Genomic DNA, 24,659 nt, shown 5'->3' on the forward strand with positions numbered 1-24,659 from the left:
GGTCGGCCGCTTCTGGTAAATCTTGGCTGGCAGTCGCTGGATTCTGTTCCAGGTCGGCGAGTTGCGATCGGAGTTCGGCAATCTCCAAGCGCAAAGCAGACTCCACAGGGTTAAGCTTCAAGCTATACCCGCGCTCCAATTCCCGAATCTTGTCGCCTTGCTTGAGAATAGTTGCCTTCGCCTCTTCTAGTTCAGCCCTGGCGTCGCTCAGTTGCTGCTGCCAGCGGACTTTCTCAAGCTCGATCGACCTTCCCTCCCGGTGTACCTCTTCCGCAGCTTCCTTGGCTTCTTTCTTGAGTTGGGCGAGTTCTTCCCGATCGGCTGCCAGTGTTGCAAGTTGCGCTTGCAGTTCTGCGAGTTGGGCTTGGAGTTGCGCTCGATCGGCTGTCACTCCCTCTAATTGTTGGTTAGCAGTGGCTAGATTTTTTTGGAGTTTGGCAAGTTCCGATCGTAATTCTGTGAAAGCTTCCACCTTATCCCAGTATTCCTCCTCAATGAGTTTACGATCAGCGCGCTCGATATCGAGTTGCTCCTTCAAATCTGGCACCTTAAGCCATAAGTCCCCGATCCGCTCATGAAACTTTAACAGTTCCCGGTCTTGCTCTTCTAGTTGCCGCGTCCTTGATCCCAATTCTTTATCCTTAGCCTCTAATTCTTGCCTGAGTGATGGTGGTGGCGATGACTCACTCAGGCACTCAATTTTCCCAGCCGTTCCTCAAAGCTGGCTAACTTCTCTGCTAGCAACTTGTCTAGCAAGGGGGCGATGGTTGATTCTAAATCCCCACCTGTCGGCGCTGCACTAGCAGGTTTCATCCCCGTCGCTGACTCCAGCAACCCCACAACCCAAGAATTGACGCTTAAGCCGTTAGTTTCGGCGGTGGCCTTGATAGCTTCTAGCAAGTCCTCCCGTCCGTCCAGTCTCAAATTGAGCTGGAGCCGTTTAGTCGTAGAAGTTTCGGGCTTATTGGTTTCGCTTGTCATAATTCTGTCTAGTAATAAACTAGCTACAATCTAGCACCTTGTTAGCCTCTTGTCTAGTATATAAGCTAGACATATATACTAGCATTAATGCTATCACAAATACTAGACACTAATCGCTAGACAAATACTAGACAGATTGCTAGTATATAAATATAGCTGAGGGGGAACGACACAAACCCGACGCTAGCAGCCACTTCACACTACACACCACAGGAAAAAATCATGCAATTACTCGCCGCCAAATTTGCCCAAATCGCTACAGCAATTGATACCACCAACGCCCAAATCGCAGCTCTACAAGCGAAATTGAGCGAACTTCAAGAGCATCAGCAGCAACTGTTGTCGGTCGAGCAAGCTTGCCAAAGTGCGCTCTCCCAAGTAGACCAGGCGCTGATGATGCTGCACCACGTTGATCCGACTGAAATCGCTACATTCAAAGATGCACTGGTAGTCAAGTTTGCCACCGACGCGATCGGCATTCTGTCCCCAGCCGACACTGCACCGACACAACCGATCGCACCGGAGCCTTTCGCACCAACCGCGCCAGAGTCACAGACAGTGCCAGATGAATCAGTAATTGATGTTCAGTCCACACCAGCCGACATTACACCAGTAGAAACGATCGCACCGACAGCGCCAGAGTCACCCGCTACAGACATCGAAACGCTACTCAACAAAATGTCACTCGCTGACATTCGCAAGCTTGCCAAAGCTAAAGGCGCGGATGCAAGGGGCAACCGGGTCAACATCGCTGCGAGGTTGAAAGTCCTGGTTACAAAAGCTGAGGTGCTAGCCGTTAGCTAGCCGTTGCCCGACCGCTAGCGAACCATCAATCGCTAGCGGTATCTAGACATAAACTAGACAAATGTACTAGCGCTGACTCATCAGAATTACTAGACACAAATACTAGCTTAATCACTAGAGAACAACTAGACACACTGCTAGTATATATCTAGTACAAAAAACAACCGCCGGCCCGAAGTTTGGACGCCCAAGGCCGGCGGAATTAGCCCCAAGAAGGACTCCCATGATTTTAACCGAAACTGCTACAGCCACAACGATCGACCGCCCCAATACCCCCGTCGCGCTGACTTGCGCCGTCTGTCCTCTGGCAAGACGCATCGAGGACGATCGCTATGTTTGCACAATGAGCCAAACAGCATCAGACGTAGTTCGCGGACATTGGCAAGCCACCGTCTCTTGTTTAGAATCGATCGCCCAACACGAAGCCGAACAAACTTTTGAACCTGTCGCCGAAGTCGAAAGGGCGATCGCCCAAACCGACGCAACCGTCACAGCACCCGTACCAGATCGAACACCCGCAACACCTTCAACGCCTACACCTGCAACACTTTCAGCCAAAAAAACCGCAACACCTTCAACACCTGCACCAGTCGCACTCGCAGCCATCGGGACAGGGGATGACGAACCGCCGAACCGGGGAGACAACGGAAGGGGACGGCTGCAACCGATCGCACCTAAGAAGCTCAACCTCTCGCTAGTCGCGGTCAAACGGATCACCTCTGATATTCCTGCAACCAACTTTGATCAGTTTGAGCTAGAGGTTTTAGGCGAGCTCAGTTTGTCGATCGGCGGTTTCGTGGTTCCGCCCGTGTTAGTCCGGGATTCTGGCGGATACCGAGTTGTCTCTGGCCATCTTCAATTTCATGCCGCAGTTCTGGCGAAGCAACTCAATCCGAAGGTCGGCGAAAATATTCCGGCGATCGTGCTTGAGGAAGAAAATCAGGCCGCGGCTCTGAACCAACTTAAGCGACTGAAGTTTGCCGCCTAGATATCTTGACCCCATCTCTAAAAGGATGGGGTTGCTTTTTCCTTTAGTGTTCGCGTAAAGTATCATTATCAAGACCGCAATTATGAACCAAGCAGACTCTTCCATCATCCGCCTCGAAGCTTCCCTTGATGCCAAAATTGAAAGGTATTTCGATACTGTAGACACTGACCCCGACGTGCTCAAACAATTACTTGCCGACAAGCGCTCCGAAAATACCCGTCGCGCCTATGAGCGGGACGTGAATGATTTTTTAGTAACTATGACGGGGACGGCGGCTGTCCCTGATAATGTTTTGGAGTTCCTACACCTGGAAGAGCGTCAGGCCGTGTCGGTTGTACTTAAATATAAGGCCAAGCTAATCGACAAGGGACTCAAGGAAGCGACTATTAATCGGCGGCTGGCGGCGGTCAAAAGTCTGGTGGAAATGGGTCGCAAACTTGGCGTATGTCACTATACTTTAGGGGATATTAAGGGAGAGAAAGTTACCAGTTACCGCGATACAACTGGGGTTGACCGACCAACTTTTGAGCGAATTTTGCAGCAGTGCGACCGGGCAACTTTGTCTGGCAAGCGTGATTATGCTTTGCTTCGCCTGTTGTGGGGTAATGCTTTGAGACGAAATGAGATTAGTCAGTTGAACATTCGCGACTTTGACCCCGCCGATAAGACTTTGCGGATTTTTGGCAAGGGACGCGGGACGCAAGCTGAGGTGGTGGACTTGGGGGCGGCCACTGTTCAAGCAATTACCGACTGGCTCGACGCTAGGGGTGGCAATTCCTCTCAAGATGCCCCGCTATTTACGGCTCTCGACTTTGCTAATACAGGTCATCGGCTGACGGGCGACGGCTTGAGAAGAATCCTTGTTCGTCACTGTGAAAGTGCTGGCATTAAAAAACAGATGTCTCCTCACCGCATCCGTCACTCGGCAATCACGGCGGCACTGGACGCAACAGACGGGGATGTACGTAAGGTGCAAAAGTTAAGCAGACACAAGAATCTCAATACCTTGATGGTGTATGACGATAATCGCGGCCGCGACCAAAGAGACGTTACGGATTTACTTGATGGGATGTTTTGAGCGATCGACTCTTTAGGAAAAGTGAAGTACATTGGGCGATCGGTGTAAAACCCTAAGAAACAGAGTCTCCATAACTTTTTATGCTACAAAACTTCTGTGTCTTAGGGTTTTACACCAGTCTGCGTTCAAACCAAGGTAAACAAATGCACAAGTCGATCCAAGTAATTGCAGCCTCAATATTAAGCGTTACCGCTGCAACAGCGGTCTACGCTCAAAGACAGCCGGAGCAATGGGTAAAAGTGGTGACGACCGAAGACGGCAATCAGATATACTTTGATCGCTCATCTCAGACTTACCTGTTTGATTCCGGGGTCAAAAAAAGTTCTTTCCGCACCGTAACCAATTCCCCTGAAGGAAAGCCGTTGAGGGGAATGCGATACCAAGCCGACTGCTTCAAAGGGACTTTAGCGCTGAGAGCAGTAGAAAGAGTAAATGCCCAAGGTGCTTTTGTACAGCAAGTTCCCTTAGAAAGCGCGGATAAAGTACCTACGGTGCCTGCCAAGGATACGGTAGCAGCAGAAATTTTGCGCTATGCCTGCTCTCAGTTTTAAAAATTCAAATTGCAGGCTTTTTCATAAACCTGATCGGTTGCATGATCGGTACAGCCAAAGCGGTTGTCTTAAGTTCGATCGGCAAGTGCCGGAGTGTGGCTGACGGCAAGGCGATCGGGCTTTTTGTGATGGAATAAGGAAAGCCCGATCGACGCGGCAAAAGCTGAAATGTCTGCGGTCGGCTGCTCAGTAATAAGCAAGTCTTCTGCTAGGTTCTATGTTTTGAGTGATCGAACGGTTGCCACGAATTCTAAATATTTACACGCCAAACCAAACGATTCTAGCGGTTTGTCTCTGGCAACTTAGCGGGCGATCGGCAAAATACATTTTAGCAAAAAACAGTAAGCTTAAGAATAGAGTTAAAAATTTTTGTAACTATGGTTATCAATATATTAATCACCAATAGTTTTTCTGACTAAAATTGCTACTAATAATCCAGTCATTAAGTAACCAATCGCTGCTTCTAAAATCAAAAAAATTTTTCCAAGCATAGATACAGGCTGAATATCACTACCTAATGTAGTAAATGTTAGTGCAGAGAAATAAAGGCTATTCCAAAAGCCTGGTTTGTTTAAACAACCAGGAATAAGGTACAGTAAAGCAAAACTAAATATCACTAACACACAACACAAAAAAAACCTTGTAAAAGAACGCCCATAATCGCAGGTAATTCTCAGGAAAACTGCTAAAATAGGATGGCGAGTTTTTAGATTTTCAATTCTTTGCTGTCCACTTGCAAAGTCCTGCAATAGAACTGCTAAAGTGAAATTGACTGCGTTTAAGTTAACTCCCATAAAACTGGTTTTACTGTTAAATTCTACGTTGTCTATTAAAACCCCTTTCATATTTGCAAAATCAAAACAAGCGCCTTTTATATTTGATTCAGAAAGCCAAGCTTCACTCAAATCTGCATATTTCAAAATGGCATTTTCTAGATTAGCTCCATAAAGATCGACTTTGCTCAGGTTTACCTTAGTGAGGTTTTCTCTATTCAGAGGAATTCCTCTAATGTCAGTTTGACCGTAGTATTTGCCTACAAGAGACTCTAAACTTTGTCGCTCAAAACTATGTCCTTTCCAGTGACTAATAATATATTGACCAGATGGTGTGTTCCATCGTTGCCTTAATTGGTCTTTGGAAAGACTAACCATAGTCAACAATTCTTGACTACCTGCCTGTAAGTCAATATTAGGTTTAATAAAAAATTCTGGGGTAATTTCTTGTGACTGCATACTCGTTTCTTTGTACTTAGAGATATTTCACCGTATTATTTCAATCTCTGATAGGGGTTTCGGTTTTTTGTGGCAAGCGATCGCTACTTGTGACAATGATCTCACAAGTTTCAATCCCTGATAGGGTTTTAGGTTTTTTGCCGCTATCTCAGTGATTCCCACCTTCGAGAATCCCCCCAGTTTCAATCCCTGATAGGGTTTTAGGTTTTTTGTGGCAGCCAAGGTCGGGGAAGCTTAAAATATAAGGTTTTCAAGGTTGACTGGCATCTGGCTCAATCAGAATACTGTTTCAGCGATCGCCCTGTCAAGAGACAAAATAGGATTTGAGCATAATGAAACCCCCGTAATCAATTGGCTAGGCGGGGTTTACTTGAGTAATTTAGCTTTCGCACCCGATACCATCTTTGTCTCGATCGAATTTGTGAGGATCTGGGGGTAGGACGCGGAAGCGACGATGAGAAATGTCGCCACAATTTAAATCAGGTGGTGCAGGTGGAATGCACACGTCGGGGTAACTCGGGTCACAATTACTCTGTTGAGCTGGTACAGGTCTTTGTGGACTCGGTGCAGGTCTTTGGGGGGCAGCAGCGGGCTTTACTGCACACTGATTTCTTTTAAAGTCCCAAGGGGGGCAAGGATTTGCTTGGCTCCATAGCCCAAGCCGTTGCTGTTGAGCTGAACTCTGAGCTTGCCGCAATTGTTGAGCGCTGCGACAGTTGCTGATGTATTGCTCATAGACCCATGCTTGCCCTTCTTGTAGCAATTGCAAATTAATATTTTTATTGCTGAAAACCACCCCAACCGTGCGCCCGTACTGGTCTTTGTCCACAGGAAGAACTTTAACTCCTGTGCCTCTTGGAAGAAGCGCAGTAAGGCGGTTGGCTGCCTCTTGTCCTCCCGCTTGATTCCTTTCAGGCGTCAATGCACGCCAACCTCACGGTTATGTTTTGCCCGTTGCTACTGCGGATTGTAAGGGTGTCGCCATCGCCGACACTAACTACCTGGGCATTAATTTGAGTGTTTGGCGGTTGGGAAACTTGAGCCATAATTGTCAGGACAAGCGGGGTAATAAACATCACATTTTTAGACTCCGTTTAGCGTTCGCTAGGTGCTTAACCCTCTTTTGTCACTCTGGGAAATTAAAAATAAGAGCCAAATTTTCAACTGTAGATAGATCAAGGATTTGAGCATTTATTTTCCAACAGAATGGCTGAAATCAAGGTTTTTGGTAAAAGTCTTATGCTATAACCATCCCAGATTATTTTCTGCCGAAAGTGACAAAAGAGAGTTAATTGCTGTATTTGTGGTGGTGGTTATCCAACCTGATTTAAGTATAATCTCTGCAAAAGAGAAATCACTGGTAATCACAAAGTGCCAAGCGGCAAGCAGTTGGGGTGGTTCTGGCTCTGTCGATTGCCACCGAAGGCGACCGCAACCAGAACGCTGGTCACTCTTTTTGGTCAAAAACCAGGAATCAAACCGAATCAAAGTGTGCTTGGTTTCAATCCCTGATAGGGAGTCACCTATTTAATCAAGCGACCCTATCCTGTGAATATAAATACTGCTGAAACCCAATAAATACTTCACTGATAGTTGCAATGCTTCCTAATTGGGTAACAGCATCACGAAGAGCGTGATATTTTAACTCTAGTAACTTAGGTAGTTTCGAGCGATCGAGTTCCCCTACCCCTTCTTGGATGTATTGTTCTAGCACAAATTCCAGAAATTCCTGCTGTTTGCCCATATAACGCGAGAAAATCAAGGCCTTGTGAGCGAGGACGCGCTCTCTGCGACTTATGGGTGGAGTGGCATAGGCAATATAAGCCAGCACATCATACAGGTCACTTTTCTCGGCATCAATCAGGCGGCTAATTTCCCTTAGTTGTTCCTCGGCGTAACCCTTCTCTGTCAGTCCCTCTAGCAAGGCTTTACGGGTGTCTGGGTAGCTCCAGATTGTTCTTAATTCGTTTTCATCTTTGAATAGTTCAGGAATGTCACCAAAGAGTCTTTCTACGAATTCTGTGGCGCTCATAGGTTTACCGTCTGGACTCCAAAAGCTGGTAGACATTCGGTGTTCAAGGGTGCGTTCTTTGCCGTCACCTAGTTTGATTTTGATGGTTCGGGAGCCGACAGATTCTATATTTTCGTTACCTTTGCCCGTGTCATTTGTTGGAGACACTTGCAATCCATCTTTACCCGATCGCCTAGATGTGACAGCTACAGGTTCTTGGGGCTCGCCGTCCCATTCTGGATCGTTGAAGTGTTCGTAGGCTTTGACAAAATCGTAGATGGTGAAGTAGTCTTTACCATCAAATAGCCGAGTACCGCGACCGATAATTTGTTTAAATTCAATCATTGACTTGATGGGGCGCATCAGCACAATGTTACGAACATTCCGAGCATCAACCCCAGTGGATAGTTTTTTGGAAGTAGTAAGAATAGTGGGAATATTTTTCTCGTTGTCTTGAAAGGTTCTTAGGTGTTGTTCTCCCAGTTCCCCATCATCGGCGGTAACGCGGACACAGTAATTTGGATTAGCGCTGATTTTGTTCTGGTTAATCAGGTTACGCACCGCAAGGGCGTGGGCTTGGTTAGCACAAAATACTAGGGTTTTTTCTTTTTGGTCGATCACCTCCATGAATAGTTGTACTCGATAGCGTTCCCGTTCTTCGATTTCGATGATGCGGTTGAAGTCGGTTTCGGTGTAGGTTCTGGCTTCGTCTACTGCACCTTCTATTAATTCATCTTCGGTGCTGTAAATATATTCGTCTAAGTTGGTTTCAATTTGCCTGACTTTAAAAGGGGTAAGAAACCCGTCATTAATACCGTCTCTGAGGGCGTAGGTGTAGACTGGTTCGCCAAAATAGGCGTATGTGTCGGCGTTATTTTCACGTTTAGGAGTAGCAGTAAGTCCGAGCTGTACTGCTGGGGAGAAGTATTCCAAAATACCCCGCCAACTGCTTTCGTCACTTGCTCCGCCCCGGTGACATTCATCAATAATGATGAAGTCGAAGTAGTTGGGGAGATAGTCGCTGAATTTAGGAGTGGGATTACCTTCTTCATCTTTTCCAGTCATGAAGGTTTGGAAAATGGTGAAAAAGATACTGCCATTTTTGGGAACTCGATCGCGTTTTTTGATAGCTTTGGGGTCAATGCGGACGAGGGCATCATCGGGGAAGGCTGAGAAAGAGTTATAGGCTTGGCTAGCTAAGATATTGCGATCTGCTAGAAACAAAATACGAGGGCGACGGGTGGGGTGTCGGCTGAGGTTCCAACGGCTCTGAAAAAGTTTCCAGGCGAGTTGGAAGGCAATGCACGTTTTACCCGTACCAGTTGCCATCGTTAACAAAATCCTGTCTTTTCCTTGGCAAATCGCTTCTAGGACGTGCTTAATGGCATTGTGTTGGTAATAACGGGCTTCCCATGTACCGCTTTTGTCTTCAAAGGGGATAACAGCAAAGCGATCTCGCCACTGGTTATCTTCGCTAAAGGTGGCTGACCACAGTTGATCCGGGGTGGGATATTGATTGATGTAGCCTTCGGCCCCTGTGTGCATATCTACTTGGTAGATGCCGATGCCGTTGGTAGAGTAGGCAAACCGGGTTTCCAGTTTTTCTGCATATTTTTTGGCTTGTCCTAAACCTTCGGTGTCAGGTAAGTCGCGTTTTTTGGCTTCGATGACGGCGAGTTTTTCACCCCGATAAACCAGCACATAATCGGCGTATTCTGATGAAGCGCGCTTACCGTTACCAATTAACCGACCAGGGGCTATAAGTTCGCGGCGGATGCGGCTATTTTCGATGATTCCCCATCCTGCGGTTTTTAGTGCAGGGTCAATGAGTTCGGCGCGGGTTTCGGCTTCGTTCATGCAGCAATCTTCTCCTTAATAGTTTTTGGGGTGTCGGCGGTGAGTTCGCCAGTAAAGGCTTTTTGCAGGATGGATTGTTTGAGTTCGTTGAGGGCGGCGATTTTTTTGCGGTAGATGGTTTCGAGGCGTTGGGTTTCAGATTCGAGTTTATCCAGCATAAAAATAATTTCTTGCTGTTTTTCGAGAGTAGGTAAAGCTATCTGTAAAGCTTGTATCATGCCTATCTTCAAAAATTTTGTACCTGCACCAACAGATTGTAATTTAAAATTTTTAAGACTTTTAAGTATCTGAAAATACAAATATCTATAGAGAATTCTATTCTCTTTGTTGACAGTGATTACATAAGTTCTTTGATAAGCGTTAAATTTACCTTTGTAATGCTTAACATTGAAGTCACCAACTGCATTGTTTCCTGCAAGTAAAATGGCTTCACAATCAAAAGCGAATCTGTCAATTTTATATATATCTCTTGAGCAAGTAAAGAAGGGATATTGACCTTTTTCAGTAGCAGCATTTGCATCAAGTTTACCAGTTTTAATATCAACTAAATTACCTAGAGGCTCTTTCTCAGCATCTAAATTTTGCAGATAGCTTTCAAATAGTTCGCGGGAGTTGGCGAGGTTCTTTTCGGCGTTGGCGATCGCGCGATCGATCCCCTCAAACGCCTTATCCAAAATTGCCACAATCCGCTTTTGTTCAGAAAGAGACGGGAGAGGAAAATTAAACTCCAACACTGAAGCCATATTTGCTCTGGGCATTCGCGCACCCGTACAAGTCGCATTAATACGCTTTACTGTTGAATCCATTAACAACCAGTAGAGAAGAAAGTTTTTATTTAAACATTCGCTTGGTTTTATTGGAAAAACTTCAGTTGAACAGTGTCCTTCAAAACTTGGAGCTAATACTTTATTAAGGTAGGGACGGAGCCTTCCATATAATACATGGTTAGAATTAAACTTAAATGTTGAACTTTTTACAGATTGTGGCTTTATTGAACCAATAAACCTAGCGGTATTAGATTCAATATTTTCCATGCCAACATAAGGCAAATTAGTATAGATACCTTGAATTTTTTCTATTTGACAAACTTCAGCAAGTTTTTTTATTTTCCAACCTACTGGCAACTGCCCATTATCAACTATTAACGGCATATCATTTCCTCAATTCCTGCCAAAATTTCCGTACTATCCCCATCCAAAACTGCAATTTCATCCAAAATTTCCTGCGGTTCCCGCAACGCCAATTCCTCAGCCTTATTTGGATTCTTCACCGACAAATCGAACGTCACCCGATCGACATCAGCAATATCCACCAGCCAAGATTTTTCTGTTTCTGCAAACGTAGCCTGTAACTCGACAAACTCCCGTAAATCCTCATCATTCAGAGAATTGGTTTTACCCATATTCCGCCCTGGAACAAGTTGGTAATACCAAATTTTCTGAGTAGCCATCCCCTCAGTTAAAGGTTTTCCCTGAGCAAATAAAGGCAGTTCCTGAACAGAGTCGAAGGGTTGTCCTTTCTCAAAAAATAGCACCACCGTTTTCACCCCCGCCCCGATAAAAGTCCCCCCAGGACAATCCAAAATCGTGTGCAGATTGCAGCTACTCAAAAGCTCTTGACGCAAAGCCCGTGAAGCATTATCCGAATTTGACAGAAACGTGTTTTTGATTACCACTCCAGCTCTGCCGCCGACTTTCAGGATTTTGATGAAATGCTGTAAAAACAGAAATGCCGTTTCCCCAGTCTTAATTGGGAAATTCTGCTGTATTTCCGGGCGTTCCTTCCCCCCAAAGGGCGGATTTGCAAAGATTACATCAAAACGATTCTTGTCCTGAATATCACTAAGATTTTCCGTCAGCGTGTTGGTGTGGATAATATTCGGCGCATCAATGCCATGCAAAATCATATTCATGATCGCAATGACATAGGCCAGACTCTTCTTTTCCTTCCCCGTAAACGTATTATTCTGAAGTGTCTCTAACTGTTTCGTGGTGAGATTACCCTGACGCAAATAATCGTAACTTTCGCACAAGAATCCTGCCGAACCGCAAGCACCATCATAAATGCGATCGCCTATTTTCGGTTTCACCACCTGAATCATGGCCCGAATCAACGGACGCGGCGTGTAATATTCACCACCATTACGCCCCGCATTGCCCATATTCTTGATTTTGGCTTCATAGAGATGGGATAGCTCGTGTTTCTCCTGTTGCGATTTAAACCGTAGCTCATCAATATATTCCAGCGCATCCCGCAGGCTGTAGCCGCTTTGAAACCTGTTTTTTATCTCGCTAAAAATTTCGCCAATCTTATATTCGATCGTATCGGGGCTGGTAGCCCGTTGCTTGAAACCCTGTAAATATGGGAATAACGTGCGGTTGACATAATCAATTAGATCAGAGCCAATCAGCGCATGATCGTGATCCACCTTGCCATCTGGCTTTTTTGGTGCTGCCCAAGATGACCACCGATGCGCCTCATCAATAATAAACTCATAAGCTTTACCGACTAGCTCTGCCTCTAGCGCCCTTTCCTGTTCCAGATCATCCAGATACTTCAGAAACAATAGCCAAGACGTTTGCTCTGTATAGTCCAGCTCCGTAGTGCAGCCCGCCTCCTTTCTGAGAACGTCATCAATATTTCTAAAGGTTTGCTCGAACATCTAACTTTGCTACGGGATGTTTACCATTTCTGTTTTAGAGTATATGCCGATCTAGGGCTCCCCTACAGCATTGCATAGCTAGACTTAAACATTTTCTAGCTCTTAAACAGGCTTAGCCCCTGTCTAGTTAAGCCACTAGACATACGCTAGCTTATAGTGGTTGTTTGTCTAGTAAGCTAACTAGATAAAACTGCTAGCACAAGCAGATTAGGTTTTGGGCAATATTACTGGCGATCTGCGAGTGGCGGAATGTCGCTTACGACAAGGCGATCGAGCTTTTTGTGTTCTAACCCGAAAAGTCAAGCAGGCGGCTGCTACCGACGGATCGACACGACAAAAGCTGTAATGCCTGTGGCTGTCGGTTCCACATTATGTGGAGGGCGGGCATAAGGAAAAATAACAAAATATAAGGAAATATAAGCAATCTCCCCCTCGATCGCACCCGCCGGGGAGTCAGGGTTATGTAGACTCTTATGTAGACTTTTTGTACTGCACAGGCGATCAAACAGTCCAGAAAGTACATTAAGTACATTTATTGCACTATCAGACAGCGTAAAAACACTGTATTAAGTGTATTAATTCACCTGATCGCACCCCATCCCAGATTAGCGGGAGTTGTGGGCGATCGGGCTAAAAGTCAAGAAAAGTCAAGAAAAGTCAAATAAAGTCAAATAAAGTCAAATAAAGTTAAATAAAGTTAAATAAAGTAAATTAAACTCCGCTTCCTCTTCTCCCATCTCCGGCGGCTGTATTCCCAGAATGTGCGATCGAAGAAGTGCGGCCGTCTCTGGGGTCAATCCCCGGCCTCGGTGTTCGTCCAGGCGATCGGACTAACGACCTGGATTTATTCGCCTTTGCTGTTGTTGTAGTTGTTGTTGTTCTGCTTCCGCCATTTCCCGCGCCCAGAGTGCCAATTGCTGCGCCCTGGTAAGCTTTGCTTCTGATTCAGCAAGTAATGACTGGGGAGGAGCAACTTCTTCGCCCAAGGAATAGCGCCCGGTTTTGCGGATACTGGGCAAAACTTCTTCGCATACCCATTTACGATATTCCTTTGCCGCTGGCTTGCGGCTGCTGAAAATTAAAGAGTACATCCCCGATTCAGAGACGGCTGAAAGCCTTGTGGTGTCTGGGTCGTCATTACAGGCCCGTACCTTTTCGTAAGAAAGAGGCATTTTCTCGCTTTTATCGAGCCTTCGCAAAGCTTGCCGGGAATTGCGGATGCCCAAAGCAGTACATAAATCTTTGGCGACAAACCAAGGTTGCCCGTCAATCTCAATAACCCGGATGTCGAATTCGTAAAACTTCTGAAATTGTAAAATTGTCATATTTTTTTGGGGTGGTGTTCGATCGGGCTAAAAGCCCAATAAAGTCAGCAGCAATATGTACAAAATATGCTGATTTATGTCTTATCCCTGGTTGCTTTTTTCCGTCTACAGAACTGGAAAGAGAACCAGGGAGCGGAATTACGGACGATCGGCTTGGTTAGTTTTGGTTAGTTTTCGCTATCAAAAAGTATGAAAAAATATCAGTTTTCATGCGCGGCGCAAACCCAACAGCCGATCGAACTCCGCAAACTCTGCCACACCCGCAACGGCCAGAACATCGGCGGTTGTAAGCTGGCCAGCGTCGATCGCCTCCACAAAAACCGCCACAACAGGAGGAGCAATGTGAGCAGCAGGCACAGTCTCAGAGCGGGTAAAAATCAAGCGCCTTGATACCTAAGATTCCCCATTCATAAGGGCGCATTGTTTTTGTTTCTGCAAGTAAAAGTCAAGTTTGTGATCACAAAAACATTGCTTGCTACTGAGAGAGAACAACTATAAGCAGTCCCAACAGGTCAAGACACGAACAGCACAAAAAGGCAGTAATTTGGCTGGAAATTGCAGACGGAAAGCAGGATATTTTCAGGTAAATGCAGGTAAAATGCAGCCCCTACAAATACCTGCAAAGACCTGATTTTGTACTGCAAACGCCTGATTTTATACTGCAAATTCCTGACTTTAGGGCACACAAAAAATCAGCTAATTTTTTTGGTGGCGGCTTCGATCGACGGTGCGGAGAGTTCGCTAAAATATTTTGGGCAACGCGCGACCAATTCCTGAAAATCTAGGAAGTGCCGATCGCCGACAACCGCCACAACATCGGCGACTGACAATTCGCCACGTTCGATCGCGCGTTCAAAGTCAGTCCAAATAGCCGAAGCTACAGCCGGGGACTGGTAGCCGATCGCCTCTCGGATTCTTCGGGCAAACTCGCGGGCGATCGGTAGCGGGCCGAGTAATTCTTGGAATTGCTGCTGCTCAGTTGGGGTGAGGTCAGCCCAGATTTGCGCGCGATCGGCATAACCAGAAGCGCAAACTTCGGCTAGTACGTTTTTGATGTCTAGGGCAGTTTGGCGATCGGCTTGGGCAAGGGTAGTACGGACAAATGCTAAACATTCGGCATGGGTGGCGGGGTCGGTCTGGATGGGCGCGGGCGATCGAATGGCAACGACTAAATTATTCGGCATCTTCGATCACCTCCGGCTGCTCAAGCTTCTCTAAATCCTCCTTATCCAGGTCGGCGGTGTAGCTTCCGTCAGGCTTCCGGCAGGTGATTCCGTTCCGGTCTCGCAAATCTTCAACCGTTAATTCGATACCCGCATACTGTTCCGCAAATTTCGTTCCGGTGTACCGTACCTGCGTACCCTTGAGCCAGCCAGTATTTAGCAGCAGCCGGAAATTCAGATTTTCATCAGGCTCCAGATCGGCTTTTACCGCTTCCTTCTGAGTTGCCGAGTTTTTGATTTTCTGCCAAGTAATCTTTGCAGCAGCTTGGTCAATGTTGGTGATGGCTTCTCGAATGTTTTTGATGATTGTCGGTAACGGCAACTCATCTGCGATCGGTGCGACTGTTGGCGGTGTTGGTACAGTTGGTGCTGTTGGTGCTGTTTCCGGCTCCGGCGGCGCGACTGTTTGTGCTGTTGGTGCTGTTTCGGGTTCCGGGGGTGTGATCGGCTGTGCTGTCGGTGCTGTTGGCGGTGCTGTTTGTGCTGTTGGTGTTGTTTCCGGTTCCGGCAGTGCGATCGTTTTTTCAACTCCACCCGACCCAGTTTCTATGCCACCCGACCCAGTTTCCGCCCCAGTTCCGCCCCAAGAAACCTTGATATCTAAGGATTCCGAGCCACCCGCCCCAGTTTTGACAGGTTCTACTGTTTCAGAGACAAAATTATCAGCAAGATTTTCGAGATCCGCTTCCGTTTCTGCTTCCACTTCTTCTAAAATTTTTTGATTTTGCTCAAAATCAGAAAAACTGGGTCGGGTGGGTCGGAAGTCTTGCTGTGTAACAGTTTCTTGGGGCGGGTATTGGGTCGGAACTGGGTCGGAACTGGGGCGGGTAGCTACAAAACCAATACCTGTAAGTGCAGGTACAGACTTTTTGGCTGTAGCAGAATAAATAGTGGTGCGAGTCGCCTTGGGGAACAATGCTTGAATTCTTGCTAGTACCTGATTAGCTCCTTTTACGTTGTAGTCGCCTCTTTTTGGTTGGTCAAACCACACCGCCTTAAGTTTGTCGTTGCTTGCAGTTTCATACACCAGCGTCCCGTTGTCCTGATACCACGTTTCTAGTCGTGTCCAGATATCGCTAGCGGTAAGGCTATCGTCGGGTGAATAGTTAAGTCCGGTGTCTTGCGAGAACTGGAACAAGTGAGAATTCTCTGCCTGAATTGCCGCCATAGCAGCCTCGGTGGCTGTGTAGTCGATGCCATCAGCCATCAGCGCTACCAAAGCGTCAAGGACTTTGTTTAAGAATGCTGGCAATACTTCTGCTTTCAGAAAGTCTGGGTCGTATTTAAATCGTGGGTCGGCTTCAATTTCCCCCCGTGTTGGGTCAGCTTTGACCTTGAACGTCTTGTCAAAGCTCAAAACACCGTACCGAGACTTGATAGCTTCCAAACTTCCCTGCATATTGGGCGTATCGTTGCAGTTAAAGACAGCGATCGCTTTAGGAATGAAGTCTTCTTCGTCTTTACCCTTCCCTTCACGGGATAGCGTATCCCCAGTGATGAAAGCTTTGAGACTTTGGATTTTGTCCAGTCGCGCCGTCTGAGCATTTTCGCTAGCCCAGTTGACTCGACTGCTAGCAGTGCGAGCCAGCGGGAACTTGCGACCCTCGTCATAGGCCGCAAAATCAGAAAGTGTGGCAGCGGTCATGCCGATACGGCCAAACATCAAGCTCACTATTTCCCTGAGCGTGTCTTTACCGTTGGAGCCGTAGCCTTTAAGCAGCAGCGCTCTTACCATCCGACCTTTGTATTTGCGGACTGTTTCTAGATCTAGGCTGGCAGCGATGGTTTTGAGGAAAATGTCTTGCTGGGGTGCGCTGAGAACTTCCATCAGTCGATCGCAGTGCTCGGTCACAGCCTCCGGGTTATAAGTGGCGATCGGCTGGTAGGTGTAGTAAAGGTCGGGAGTATGCTCTATCAGTTCCCATCTAGGCATCGGAGCTAATCTTACTGCGGTAGTATCCCAATGTAGTTGCAGGACACCGTTGGTACAGTTCAAGCCGGGAGGATTTAGTAAATCAGAATTGATTTCTAGTCGCATCTTTGCCCACTCTAGAACTTGATTAGCTGAGGCTGGATTAGCGAAGGGGAAAGTTAGTCCTTTCTTTTCCTTAAAGACCGGGAAGCTATTGCAGTATGAGGCAATTCGGGGGCGTTGCTCGGAATCGGGAGAATACTTGTAATGATTGCCAGTCCAGTAGTAGAGTTTGCCATCAGCACATATCCAAGGTTTGTCACCAAATAGAAAACCTAGTGCTTGCTGATTGAATTCAACTTTTCGCTCTGGGTCATCGCCATATTTAAGGTTTTCTTCGTGGATTCTGTCTAATTCCTCCTCTGACGGTTGCTCAGAGTTTTGCTTAAGTGAATCAACCGTATCTTTGCTTTTCTTGACGGGCGATCGCTTTTTGGATTCCTGCCGCTGCTGTTCCAATTTTTTGAGCCAATCTTTGTAGCTCAAGACAGTAAGGCAACTTTCCCAAGTTTCACCTTCGTTAACAGCCAAATCGTCAACACCTTTACCCAGTTTTAAATCCCACGTCGGAACAGTAATTACACAGCCGGCCCGTGTCAACGCTGCACCGAAAGCCATCAAAGCATTTTCTACATCAGGTTTCTCAATAATGTCGGCATCATAGAACGGTTCAACCGGGCGACCTTTGACTGCCAGCTTTTTCAGGCTCGGTACTAAATCCACCCCACGCCCGATCGTCGCCATATCTACGCCACTGATCGAGATTCCAATCCGCCCTTCAGCTAGTAACAGCAGCGCTTTCTTAACCCCTTCGGCGGGACTGATGGGTAGTTGCGGGTTGTCGATAACCCAGCGCCAAAATACGGGAGTTACATCGTCTGAGTCGTTTATAACCGCCATACCGTCCGGCATCGGAACACCGTAACGGCTGCTAACCTTACGCATTACCCAGCACGGCACTCTTAAACAGGCGGCGTCGTAAGCGTGTTTCTGGCTTAGATATTTGGCAAGATTGCCGTTAGGAAAGGCGAATTGTTCGTCAGGCTTAAATTGTCCAATACCAGTATCAAATCCCGTCTCTGGGTCTACTCCGGTATACAGCCAGCCGATCGACCCCATGTATCCTTTCCAGTCTAGGAATTCAGCTATCTGGTGAGCATCGTCTACCGATCGAATGCTCATCCGCGCCAAACCTTCAGGGATGCCACTGAGTGCCATTTCCTTGAGGTGTGCGGCTGACAAACTGTACGGGACTGGGGTTTTTCTCTTGCGCTCGCGATCGGCTTCCAGTAGCTGTTTAACTTCGGCGGCGGGGCGGATGGCTTCTTGAATATCTTTAGCCTCACAACCACCTTTGTAACAGGCATATCCAGGGCCCTTCTTGTCGATGCTGAAATTTGGATCATTGCAGACCGGGCAGTGGAACTTCCCTTTTTTGGATGGGGTTAACCGTTCTTTGTAGTCGTGAATGTTGAAGTGTAGGTCGATCGATGTAGAGGTAGTGGCTTTCATTACACTGCACCCCCGATCGTCGTTCCAAAATCAACAGCAGAAAATCCCCGGTTATTTTGCGTGTTTACAGGAGATTGTGGTACAGTTGAGGTAGAATAAGGCTTAGAAGAATTTTTAACGCTGTCTAGAGCGCTGTATCCCTCGTTTTGAACGCGCAACCTTAGATTGCTTTTTTGACCAAAATAAGACACAATTTATTAGTAGGGGTTGACATCAAGCAATAAGCCACACCCCTTTAAATGGCTTAAGTTCCTGTTTTTGTTAATTCAATCCGCCAAGATTAAAAAGAGAACAAAAACAGGACGTTTACACTAAAAAATAAACTAAAAAAGCACTGGAAGTCTCATTCTGCCAGTGCTTTTTCATTTGGCGTGGCAAGCTTGGTGCTCTGTGCGTGAAAGTTTTTGAGATAGATTGCCAGAGCTTCGCGCACAAATTCAGAGCGACAAACTCGGCTTTGGTAACAAGCTTCATCTAGTTCGGCTAGCAATTCGTCGCTAATTGTGCAAGTCATCCTTGTTGGCGAAACACGAGACATAGGCCTCACAAAAAATGTGGTTCTCTCCATCTTACAATAAGAATTGCAATTGCGATCGAACGTTTCAATCCAATTCTTGAACCTAGCTATCTAGGTAGCTAAATAGCTAGACGATAAATGGTAAGGTGAACCTTACACAGTAAGCCGTGACAGGTGTTCGCCTAGATAGTGCCTAGCATTTGCTATTACCATCTCGTTGCTACTACCCTAGATAGCAATTTGCTTTGGCTACTACCCTTACCAATCGTAGTTTTACTGTTACCAGCAGTAGTACACCTACCTTGTCGCTGCACGTATTAGGGCGTAAGAAATTAATAAAAAAACGATTTTTCTAGCATTTCTTAGCGAGGCTGTTCAAGGGTTTCCAAGGATTTCCAAGGATTTCTAAAGATTTTTCTAAGTTTTCTTTGTTGCCTTCTTTCTAAGCTCCACACCGATCGCCTACGCCACTCCAACTCTCCACACCCGCCGATCGCTGGCGCCGCCACAACTCCCTAGGGGCGATCGCCCGAATAGCTAAGACGGGATAGTCAGTCTTGCTCTTGTGCTGTTCAGCCAGACTCATCTCTGGCTCCCGGAATGCCCCACGGGTCAATGCCGTTCTCTCTGAGCAACCGTTCGTAGTGGTCGCGTTCGATTCTGGCTTCATCGTCAACCCAGAATGCTTCTCTGATATCACGCTCAAGCTGTTGAACTCGCTGACTCAGGAGTTCGTTTCGTTCCGTCTCACTGCGAGTGATGTTAAAAGCAGTGTCAAAGCGACGTTCTAGGGTTTCAGTCAGCAGCGCCCAAACCAAGCTCAATGCCTGTTTATTTCCTTCGCCGGCCTGACTAAGCCAGTAAGCAGTAACCACTTCTAGGGGAAGGGCATTGAATCGACTCTGGCCGCGAAGTTGATCGGAACTTGCTTCAATCTCAATACTGTCGGGCGTATAACCTTGACCCAGTAAAGATTTGATGGCTTTTGAATCCAAAAAGCGTCGGGCGTTAATTTCAGGTTTCCCCACACATTCCGCCGCCTGTGTTTGGCTCATCCTGTAACTGCCATCTGGCAGCATAAACCCATCTACTGCTAGGGAACCTATTTGCACCGAGGCCCGAACGGCTCTAACTGATTCGCTCACTAAGTTTTACTCTCCTTTGCTAGACATTTGCTAAATAGTTGCTAGACATCAACTAGCACCTTTACTTACCTTGCCCCGCTTAGCCTTCGCTGTGGTTGTTTCCACTGCTGTTGGCTCCGGCTTGGGGGGCTGCGGGTCGGCGGAACCAGTTTCGGTTAGCGCCTTAGAAATTCTTGGGGATGCTGGTAGGTCTACAGGATTTTTCGCCACCCATTCTTCAATAAGTGCGGCGGTAACATCTGACATATTCAGCCCATTAAGAAAGCAAGCTGTTTTAAATTTGTCTTTTAATTCGGGTAACAGATAGACCCGAATTGACATCTCTCCTTTTGCCACATTACCCCTTTTGCTGATGGACATATCCACCAGTTTATTTGAGCAACAAGGCATTAACGCATAAAGCCATCAATTTATTCGAGAACAAGAGCCAAAAAGCATTAGTTGACTAATGCACCGATGCACTGATATACTAACACACATATCGATAGAAATCGTTTTTATCGATAAATATCGTTTCTGAGACAGACTAAACTATGAAACCAGAAAGCCTTGCTGTAATTGACGTTGAAGTCGAGCCAATCGATAATCCTGAGCCAGAGGACGAGGAAACCTGGTACTCTGCGGTGCAAATTCAAGGGCTGCTGAAACTGAGCAAAGCCGGATTGCAGCAATCGATTTCCAAGCTTCAGAGCATCTACGGGCTGGACATCCAAACCCTACGCCGTGGCGCTGCTCGTGCAACCCAATACTCTGAGCTTGCTCTCAAAGCTTGCAAACTATTGAATGCAGGAAAACTTAGCGAACTGCGAAAGCTGGTAGAAGCGACACCGGCCGCGACTTCTGCTACTGCAACCGGAGCTTTAACAATTTCTGAATACACGCCTGCACTTGACAGACGGATTGCAGAACTCAATCAAACTGCAACTTCTAATTCCGCATCTTTGAATCAAAATGTGCAACAGCTTTTAGCTCAAATCGCAGCCGAAAACCAGGCTGCTCAACAGCGCGACGCTGACTTGGACAATGCTGAAATCAATGCTGCTCAAAACCGTGGGGCTGCACGAGCTCTGGCAGTATTTCAAGCTGAACAGAAGGCACAAGCTGAAGTTCTGGCACAACTGCGGGCAATGAAGCTGGGGGCGGAATCATGAGCTTTTACAAAGTGAAAGTGCAGCGCGAATACAACACCCCGCGAGTATTTAATGTTGTAGCTAACAAGTCTCAGGACGCTGTGCTGGCAGCAGCCCAAAGCCTGAGAGAAGAAGGAATTACGGACGCGAAGGGGATTGAAATAATCGGACAAATTCAAAGCTTGAGGGATTAATGATGACTTTTTCTACTCTGTCTAAATCTGGCTGTGATGTTGAAGGGTGCAGCAATCTCGGTTTCCCGGAGTGCCAGTATGTCGCAGTTGGGCTCGACTTAGAACGTGCGATCGAGCTTTCCGAATCTTGGCGACGCGGTGAATTTCTGCCCCATGTTGGGCATCCTGCGGGCGATCGAGTATCTGACAAGCTCAACCAAATGACAAATCAAAGCCAGCCGATCGCCCTGAGAAAGTAAATCGGCTGGCCGCGTAAATCATCCCCTAGCTTGCGCTGGGGGAATCATCTAAGGAGATTTTACTATGGATTTTGGACGAGACACTAGCAGCGTAGCAATAAGGAACCCAGCAGCGGGACACAGCCCATACATTGATGAGAAGGCGGGAGATTGGGCTGACACAGAAGCGGACATCCTCTCTTACTTGAGCGATGTTACGAAGCTTGAAGCGATGGCAGATAAAGCAGCCAACGCCGAACAGCTTGCCTTAGTTTTAGAGCCATTTTTAGATAACGCTGAAACCTATCTGGAGGCGCTGGGAAAAATTGCCGACGGACAAGTTACTTGGACGGAAATTCGGAAGAAATTTGGCTCTAAAGTTGGGAATGCAATTGCGAAAATCCGCAAACTCAACGCAGAATTCGGCTCCGAGATGGAGCAATTAGATGCCAAAGACCGTGCAGCAATGCTGAAGATTGAAACCAAGCGTCAGCACGGCTTAGCCGAGATTGCTTCCGAGCTCACAGGCGACTTACAGGCCGAGCTGTGGCGACACGAGAACAAGATGGAAGCCATCGCAAATCGGGGTGAGGTCGCAGAGAAACGTCAGACAATCCAAGAATCACTTCGAGAAAGGCGACAGAAGCTGCTCAGTCGCGCAACAGTCGGCTCGGACAAAGGGATTCAGGAGAAAGTGCCAGTCACTATTGGATCAGCCAGCCTCTCCAACAGCGTTTCGGCAACTGGTACGGCTAGAGGGTTTGGGGGCTGGTTTGCGAACGTAATGAATTTCAATAACCGTTAAAAGAGAGGGGACTATGCACGAAGGTTTTATCGGGGCGAGTCCCCTTTCCTTTACGGGAGGGGGTCTTCAACAGCACCAGCAACAGCAATATCAGCAAGTTACCGCACCAACAATTGACCAACCACAACCAGAGGAAACTAACGCCGAACGCCAATACCGGGATGCTGCTAATTTCTGCGAAGTTATCGCACCCACAGCTATTGGTTCAGCAGTGGTTTTTGCCTTCCATGCCATGCAAGTCGCAGGCGGTTCGGTAGTGGCGATTGGGATTTACCAGGTTTATTTGGCAGCCAAGATTACCGGGCAATCTAAGCATCGCTTGCCTACTGCAATTGTTGGCGCTGGGGTGACGTTTGGCATGATTGCTAGCCTTGCCGACCCAGTGGGGGAATCCCAACAAGCAAGCGATGCAAAAGCGCGTGTGACAACAGGAATCAAAGAGCTTCAGACCGTGAAAAAACCTGCTCCTAACTACTTCGATTACTTGCCGTCAATTGCGCTTGTAGCTATCATCTTTTGCTTGATTTTCAAGGTCAAAGGAGCAAAGAAATAATGTCGCCATTAACAGAAAAACACGCTCAATTACTTAAGTCAAACCGCACATTGCTTCTGACCTTTGAAGGTTTCCCAATTCCAGGCAAGTTGTCGGCTGTGGCTCTAGCGCTTGTACTGGGAGTTTATGGGGGAATCAATGCGCTAAAAGGAACAGCCAGCGACATGGTGGAGGTCTGCATTCGCAGCAAACAGTCGCTGCAATGTGCTGACAAAACGGGGAAACCGTATCTAATGACCCAATACCACGCAGAGCAGTGGAAGGCTAATGGCATCCCTGGTGAGGTGGTTTTTCACAAGAAAACCCCCGCCACAAATCCCCATAAAGCATGGTGGATGGCGCTTGCTGGAGGCAGTTTTTGGGTGGCAGGTGTTGGCTTGAGAAGTCTGCAAAATTCTGAACGCCAACTTGCAAATTATGAAGTCATTGCAGAGAAGCGGGACTTGGCAAAAGGGCAACTCAATGCTCGTGCTGAACTGCTGGAAGATTACCGAGCTATGAGGGTTAAAGAAGTTCAAACCGAGGGTGATTTGGAAGCTATCGCGAATGACTGCGCTGTGGTTCTCAAGCAGTGTGAAGTTTTGGGTGAAGCCGACATCCGCATTGCTCAAATGGAAGCTGAAGAAGCAGTTTTTGAGGCAGAAACTGCGGGTTTACCAGAGGATAAAAAGCAAGAATATATCGACTTTTTGCGGAATCAAAAAAATCCCTTTCAACTTCGGCTGACTGGGACGCAAACATTCGACGGCATCAATAACCCTGGTGACAAAGTTGAATCTGATTCAGCGCCAGCCATCCAGTCAAACTCCAACATTGAGATAGCTCATCAAATAGCAGCCAAAACCTTAAATTCTTTGGTGGCAATAAACAGTTCGATTTTCCTAGCAGCTCCTACTCGCTGCGGGAAAACTCGCACTCTGCGTAAGTGGCTAAAGGATTTAACAACCCGATTCCCAGAGGCAGAGATTTACGTCATCGCCCAGAAATACGAAGATTTTCCCGGCGTTCCGAGAAATCGAATCATGATATTTGACCCGCTACTTCCAGACGAGTCGATGAAGTTTCTGGATGAGGTTTACGAGAAGTTGCAGCGTCGGAAATCTAAGCCAGCAACCGAGGAAACCTACCGCAACCGACCAATTAAAATAATCCTTGAAGATTGGTTCGCCACTTACCAGTGCTTAGTGCAGAAACGAAACGCGCAACTGTGGGAAGAGAAGGCTTCCAAACTGGGAAGTATAGCGACCGTAGGGGGTCAGTATAATGTCGGCTACTTCATCTGTACGCAGACTTTCAACATCGCATCTAGTGGGGTTGCGGACAGCAATATTCGCCTTAATTTAGCCTTGCTAGCTCAAGGTTTAGTACGCACTACGAGCAACGGTGAGGAACAAGGGTCTTATGGCGTAATCGAGCAAATGTTAAACAACTCAAACGTCATTGCCAGTAAGGAAACACGGGATAGACTAACAGCGGACTTGAGCCTATTAATCCCGGCTTCTATGGCTGAGCAAACGCCGATTGTTCTCTCCACGATTGGGAATCCCGTATTAGGTTTAATGCCACAAATTGAAGTGAACACCTCATGGATTGATGGCGGTTCCGAGGCTCCAGATAACATCTTTGATAGTTCATCGGAGACGGGTAACAGCGCCCAAAAAAACCAGCTTTCTGACGCTGAATACTGGGAGCGTATTTACAATTTGGAGTTCAATTTGGGGGATAAAAAGCAGTCCGATAGTCCGACGGAAGATGGCACATCATCGGATAGTGAGTCCGATAACGAGATTGAGTCCGATGAGCTAGAACCGTTGCCAGACAAGCTGTCCGGCTTTGTGTGGACTGTCCGAGCCGTCAGTCAGATGTTCCCTAATGTGGCTCCTGAGCGTTTATTTTCCTCG

Annotated in this window: 27 protein-coding genes and 1 pseudogene; 11 read left to right on the forward strand and 17 right to left on the reverse strand. The window is 47.0% G+C overall.

The genetic code is table 11. The features are described 5' to 3' along the window. Together QUB12_RS31685 and QUB12_RS31690 are read right to left on the reverse strand one after the other, a co-directional pair. Positions 1-631, reverse strand: a pseudogene (locus QUB12_RS31685) (hypothetical protein); the annotation flags it as partial. Between the two features lie 56 nt (positions 632-687). Continuing rightward, complete coding sequence (locus tag QUB12_RS31690; RefSeq protein ID WP_333310144.1) at positions 688-981, reverse strand: hypothetical protein; 294 nt, start codon at positions 979-981, stop codon at positions 688-690. 222 nt (positions 982-1,203) lie between these two features. Between QUB12_RS31690 and QUB12_RS31695 the strand changes: the two genes are divergently transcribed. The 4 genes from QUB12_RS31695 to QUB12_RS31710 all read left to right on the forward strand — a co-directional run bounded on the left by QUB12_RS31695 (position 1,204) and on the right by QUB12_RS31710 (position 4,402). After that, positions 1,204-1,785, forward strand: a complete 582-nt coding sequence (locus QUB12_RS31695) for a hypothetical protein (protein ID WP_333310145.1) — start codon at positions 1,204-1,206, stop codon at positions 1,783-1,785. Between the two features lie 223 nt (positions 1,786-2,008). Continuing rightward, on the forward strand, positions 2,009-2,773 hold the full coding sequence (locus QUB12_RS31700) for a hypothetical protein (protein ID WP_333310147.1): 765 nt from the start codon (positions 2,009-2,011) through the stop codon (positions 2,771-2,773). 82 nt (positions 2,774-2,855) lie between these two features. Further along, positions 2,856-3,851: a tyrosine-type recombinase/integrase gene (locus QUB12_RS31705; RefSeq protein WP_333310149.1), complete on the forward strand. Its 996-nt coding sequence runs from the start codon at positions 2,856-2,858 to the stop codon at positions 3,849-3,851. A gap of 143 nt (positions 3,852-3,994) precedes the next feature. After that, complete coding sequence (locus tag QUB12_RS31710) at positions 3,995-4,402, forward strand: hypothetical protein (protein ID WP_333310151.1); 408 nt, start codon at positions 3,995-3,997, stop codon at positions 4,400-4,402. A 68-nt stretch (positions 4,403-4,470) separates the two neighbouring features. Here QUB12_RS31710 and QUB12_RS31715 read toward each other — a convergent pair whose 3' ends face one another. The 7 genes from QUB12_RS31715 to QUB12_RS31745 form a co-directional block, all read right to left on the reverse strand. Next, on the reverse strand, positions 4,471-4,602 hold the full coding sequence (locus QUB12_RS31715; protein WP_333310153.1) for a hypothetical protein: 132 nt from the start codon (positions 4,600-4,602) through the stop codon (positions 4,471-4,473). Between the two features lie 192 nt (positions 4,603-4,794). Continuing rightward, positions 4,795-5,634 (reverse strand): pentapeptide repeat-containing protein, encoded by an 840-nt coding sequence (locus tag QUB12_RS31720; protein WP_333310155.1) that lies wholly within the window; start codon positions 5,632-5,634, stop codon positions 4,795-4,797. Positions 5,635-6,013: 379 nt separating this feature from the next. Beyond that, positions 6,014-6,556, reverse strand: a complete 543-nt coding sequence (locus QUB12_RS31725) for a thermonuclease family protein (protein ID WP_333310157.1) — start codon at positions 6,554-6,556, stop codon at positions 6,014-6,016. Then, complete coding sequence (locus QUB12_RS31730; protein WP_333310159.1) at positions 6,546-6,710, reverse strand: hypothetical protein; 165 nt, start codon at positions 6,708-6,710, stop codon at positions 6,546-6,548. The genes QUB12_RS31725 and QUB12_RS31730 overlap by 11 nt, the downstream gene beginning before the upstream one ends. Positions 6,711-7,165: 455 nt before the next feature. Continuing rightward, a complete protein-coding gene (hsdR, locus tag QUB12_RS31735) occupies positions 7,166-9,502 on the reverse strand; it encodes an EcoAI/FtnUII family type I restriction enzme subunit R (RefSeq protein ID WP_333310162.1) in 2,337 nt (778 codons plus the stop codon). After that, on the reverse strand, positions 9,499-10,653 hold the full coding sequence (locus tag QUB12_RS31740; RefSeq protein ID WP_333310164.1) for a restriction endonuclease subunit S: 1,155 nt from the start codon (positions 10,651-10,653) through the stop codon (positions 9,499-9,501). Before QUB12_RS31740 ends, hsdR begins: the two co-directional genes overlap by 4 nt. Further along, entirely contained in the window at positions 10,644-12,164 is a 1,521-nt protein-coding gene (locus QUB12_RS31745) for an N-6 DNA methylase (protein ID WP_333310166.1), read from the reverse strand. Before QUB12_RS31745 ends, QUB12_RS31740 begins: the two co-directional genes overlap by 10 nt. A gap of 249 nt (positions 12,165-12,413) precedes the next feature. Between QUB12_RS31745 and QUB12_RS31750 the strand changes: the two genes are divergently transcribed. After that, positions 12,414-12,554: a hypothetical protein gene (locus tag QUB12_RS31750; RefSeq protein WP_333310168.1), complete on the forward strand. Its 141-nt coding sequence runs from the start codon at positions 12,414-12,416 to the stop codon at positions 12,552-12,554. 440 nt (positions 12,555-12,994) lie between these two features. On the opposite strand, the gene QUB12_RS31755 is transcribed toward QUB12_RS31750, so the two are convergent. From QUB12_RS31755 to QUB12_RS31790, 8 genes are all read right to left on the reverse strand, one after another. Then, entirely contained in the window at positions 12,995-13,489 is a 495-nt protein-coding gene (locus QUB12_RS31755; RefSeq protein WP_333310170.1) for a BRO family protein, read from the reverse strand. A 207-nt stretch (positions 13,490-13,696) separates the two neighbouring features. Beyond that, on the reverse strand, positions 13,697-13,870 hold the full coding sequence (locus tag QUB12_RS31760; RefSeq protein WP_333310172.1) for a hypothetical protein: 174 nt from the start codon (positions 13,868-13,870) through the stop codon (positions 13,697-13,699). A gap of 311 nt (positions 13,871-14,181) precedes the next feature. Further along, a complete protein-coding gene (locus QUB12_RS31765) occupies positions 14,182-14,673 on the reverse strand; it encodes a hypothetical protein (protein ID WP_333310175.1) in 492 nt (163 codons plus the stop codon). Next, positions 14,663-18,196, reverse strand: coding sequence for a DUF3854 domain-containing protein (locus QUB12_RS31770; protein WP_333310176.1), 3,534 nt, complete (start codon positions 18,194-18,196; stop codon positions 14,663-14,665). Before QUB12_RS31770 ends, QUB12_RS31765 begins: the two co-directional genes overlap by 11 nt. Positions 18,197-18,539: 343 nt before the next feature. Further along, on the reverse strand, positions 18,540-18,710 hold the full coding sequence (locus QUB12_RS31775) for a ribbon-helix-helix domain-containing protein (protein WP_333310178.1): 171 nt from the start codon (positions 18,708-18,710) through the stop codon (positions 18,540-18,542). Positions 18,711-19,155: 445 nt separating this feature from the next. Continuing rightward, a complete protein-coding gene (locus QUB12_RS31780; protein WP_333310179.1) occupies positions 19,156-19,299 on the reverse strand; it encodes a hypothetical protein in 144 nt (47 codons plus the stop codon). After that, positions 19,286-19,858 carry a hypothetical protein gene (locus QUB12_RS31785; protein WP_333310181.1) on the reverse strand — a complete coding sequence of 191 codons (573 nt, stop codon included), beginning with the start codon at positions 19,856-19,858 and terminating at the stop codon, positions 19,286-19,288. Before QUB12_RS31785 ends, QUB12_RS31780 begins: the two co-directional genes overlap by 14 nt. 48 nt (positions 19,859-19,906) lie before the next feature. Continuing rightward, positions 19,907-20,179, reverse strand: coding sequence for a hypothetical protein (locus QUB12_RS31790; RefSeq protein WP_333310183.1), 273 nt, complete (start codon positions 20,177-20,179; stop codon positions 19,907-19,909). 212 nt (positions 20,180-20,391) lie between these two features. Here QUB12_RS31790 and QUB12_RS31795 point away from each other — a divergent pair, with 212 nt between their 5' ends. From QUB12_RS31795 to QUB12_RS31820, 6 genes are all read left to right on the forward strand, one after another. Beyond that, on the forward strand, positions 20,392-21,009 hold the full coding sequence (locus tag QUB12_RS31795) for a hypothetical protein (protein ID WP_333310185.1): 618 nt from the start codon (positions 20,392-20,394) through the stop codon (positions 21,007-21,009). Further along, a complete protein-coding gene (locus QUB12_RS31800; protein WP_333310187.1) occupies positions 21,006-21,182 on the forward strand; it encodes a hypothetical protein in 177 nt (58 codons plus the stop codon). Before QUB12_RS31795 ends, QUB12_RS31800 begins: the two co-directional genes overlap by 4 nt. Continuing rightward, on the forward strand, positions 21,182-21,421 hold the full coding sequence (locus tag QUB12_RS31805) for a hypothetical protein (protein ID WP_333310188.1): 240 nt from the start codon (positions 21,182-21,184) through the stop codon (positions 21,419-21,421). The genes QUB12_RS31800 and QUB12_RS31805 overlap by 1 nt, the downstream gene beginning before the upstream one ends. 64 nt (positions 21,422-21,485) lie before the next feature. Then, positions 21,486-22,205, forward strand: a complete 720-nt coding sequence (locus tag QUB12_RS31810) for a hypothetical protein (RefSeq protein WP_333310190.1) — start codon at positions 21,486-21,488, stop codon at positions 22,203-22,205. A 13-nt stretch (positions 22,206-22,218) separates the two neighbouring features. Then, positions 22,219-22,758, forward strand: coding sequence for a hypothetical protein (locus QUB12_RS31815; protein ID WP_333310192.1), 540 nt, complete (start codon positions 22,219-22,221; stop codon positions 22,756-22,758). Further along, a partial coding sequence (locus tag QUB12_RS31820) for a hypothetical protein (RefSeq protein ID WP_333310194.1) occupies positions 22,758-24,659 on the forward strand: 1,902 nt, incomplete at its 3' end. The genes QUB12_RS31815 and QUB12_RS31820, both read left to right, overlap by 1 nt.

It is taken from the genome of Microcoleus sp. B7-D4 (assembly GCF_036705125.1).
In the GTDB taxonomy this organism is placed as follows: domain Bacteria; phylum Cyanobacteriota; class Cyanobacteriia; order Cyanobacteriales; family Microcoleaceae; genus Microcoleus.

Excerpts from the sequence above, each read along its gene's own strand:
- QUB12_RS31690 (WP_333310144.1), bottom strand. The coding sequence starts at position 981 with ATGACAAGCGAAACCAATAAGCCCGAAACTTCTACGACTAAACGGCTC.
- QUB12_RS31695 (WP_333310145.1), top strand. The coding sequence starts at position 1,204 with ATGCAATTACTCGCCGCCAAATTTGCCCAAATCGCTACAGCAATTGAT.
- QUB12_RS31700 (WP_333310147.1), top strand. The coding sequence starts at position 2,009 with ATGATTTTAACCGAAACTGCTACAGCCACAACGATCGACCGCCCCAAT.
- QUB12_RS31705 (WP_333310149.1), top strand. The coding sequence starts at position 2,856 with ATGAACCAAGCAGACTCTTCCATCATCCGCCTCGAAGCTTCCCTTGAT.
- QUB12_RS31710 (WP_333310151.1), top strand. The coding sequence starts at position 3,995 with ATGCACAAGTCGATCCAAGTAATTGCAGCCTCAATATTAAGCGTTACC.
- QUB12_RS31720 (WP_333310155.1), bottom strand. The coding sequence starts at position 5,634 with ATGCAGTCACAAGAAATTACCCCAGAATTTTTTATTAAACCTAATATT.
- QUB12_RS31730 (WP_333310159.1), bottom strand. The coding sequence starts at position 6,710 with ATGTTTATTACCCCGCTTGTCCTGACAATTATGGCTCAAGTTTCCCAA.
- hsdR (WP_333310162.1), bottom strand. The coding sequence starts at position 9,502 with ATGAACGAAGCCGAAACCCGCGCCGAACTCATTGACCCTGCACTAAAA.
- QUB12_RS31740 (WP_333310164.1), bottom strand. The coding sequence starts at position 10,653 with ATGCCGTTAATAGTTGATAATGGGCAGTTGCCAGTAGGTTGGAAAATA.
- QUB12_RS31745 (WP_333310166.1), bottom strand. The coding sequence starts at position 12,164 with ATGTTCGAGCAAACCTTTAGAAATATTGATGACGTTCTCAGAAAGGAG.
- QUB12_RS31750 (WP_333310168.1), top strand. The coding sequence starts at position 12,414 with ATGTCGCTTACGACAAGGCGATCGAGCTTTTTGTGTTCTAACCCGAAA.
- QUB12_RS31755 (WP_333310170.1), bottom strand. The coding sequence starts at position 13,489 with ATGACAATTTTACAATTTCAGAAGTTTTACGAATTCGACATCCGGGTT.
- QUB12_RS31765 (WP_333310175.1), bottom strand. The coding sequence starts at position 14,673 with ATGCCGAATAATTTAGTCGTTGCCATTCGATCGCCCGCGCCCATCCAG.
- QUB12_RS31770 (WP_333310176.1), bottom strand. The coding sequence starts at position 18,196 with ATGAAAGCCACTACCTCTACATCGATCGACCTACACTTCAACATTCAC.
- QUB12_RS31775 (WP_333310178.1), bottom strand. The coding sequence starts at position 18,710 with ATGACTTGCACAATTAGCGACGAATTGCTAGCCGAACTAGATGAAGCT.
- QUB12_RS31780 (WP_333310179.1), bottom strand. The coding sequence starts at position 19,299 with ATGAGTCTGGCTGAACAGCACAAGAGCAAGACTGACTATCCCGTCTTA.
- QUB12_RS31790 (WP_333310183.1), bottom strand. The coding sequence starts at position 20,179 with ATGTCAATTCGGGTCTATCTGTTACCCGAATTAAAAGACAAATTTAAA.
- QUB12_RS31795 (WP_333310185.1), top strand. The coding sequence starts at position 20,392 with ATGAAACCAGAAAGCCTTGCTGTAATTGACGTTGAAGTCGAGCCAATC.
- QUB12_RS31800 (WP_333310187.1), top strand. The coding sequence starts at position 21,006 with ATGAGCTTTTACAAAGTGAAAGTGCAGCGCGAATACAACACCCCGCGA.
- QUB12_RS31805 (WP_333310188.1), top strand. The coding sequence starts at position 21,182 with ATGATGACTTTTTCTACTCTGTCTAAATCTGGCTGTGATGTTGAAGGG.
- QUB12_RS31810 (WP_333310190.1), top strand. The coding sequence starts at position 21,486 with ATGGATTTTGGACGAGACACTAGCAGCGTAGCAATAAGGAACCCAGCA.
- QUB12_RS31815 (WP_333310192.1), top strand. The coding sequence starts at position 22,219 with ATGCACGAAGGTTTTATCGGGGCGAGTCCCCTTTCCTTTACGGGAGGG.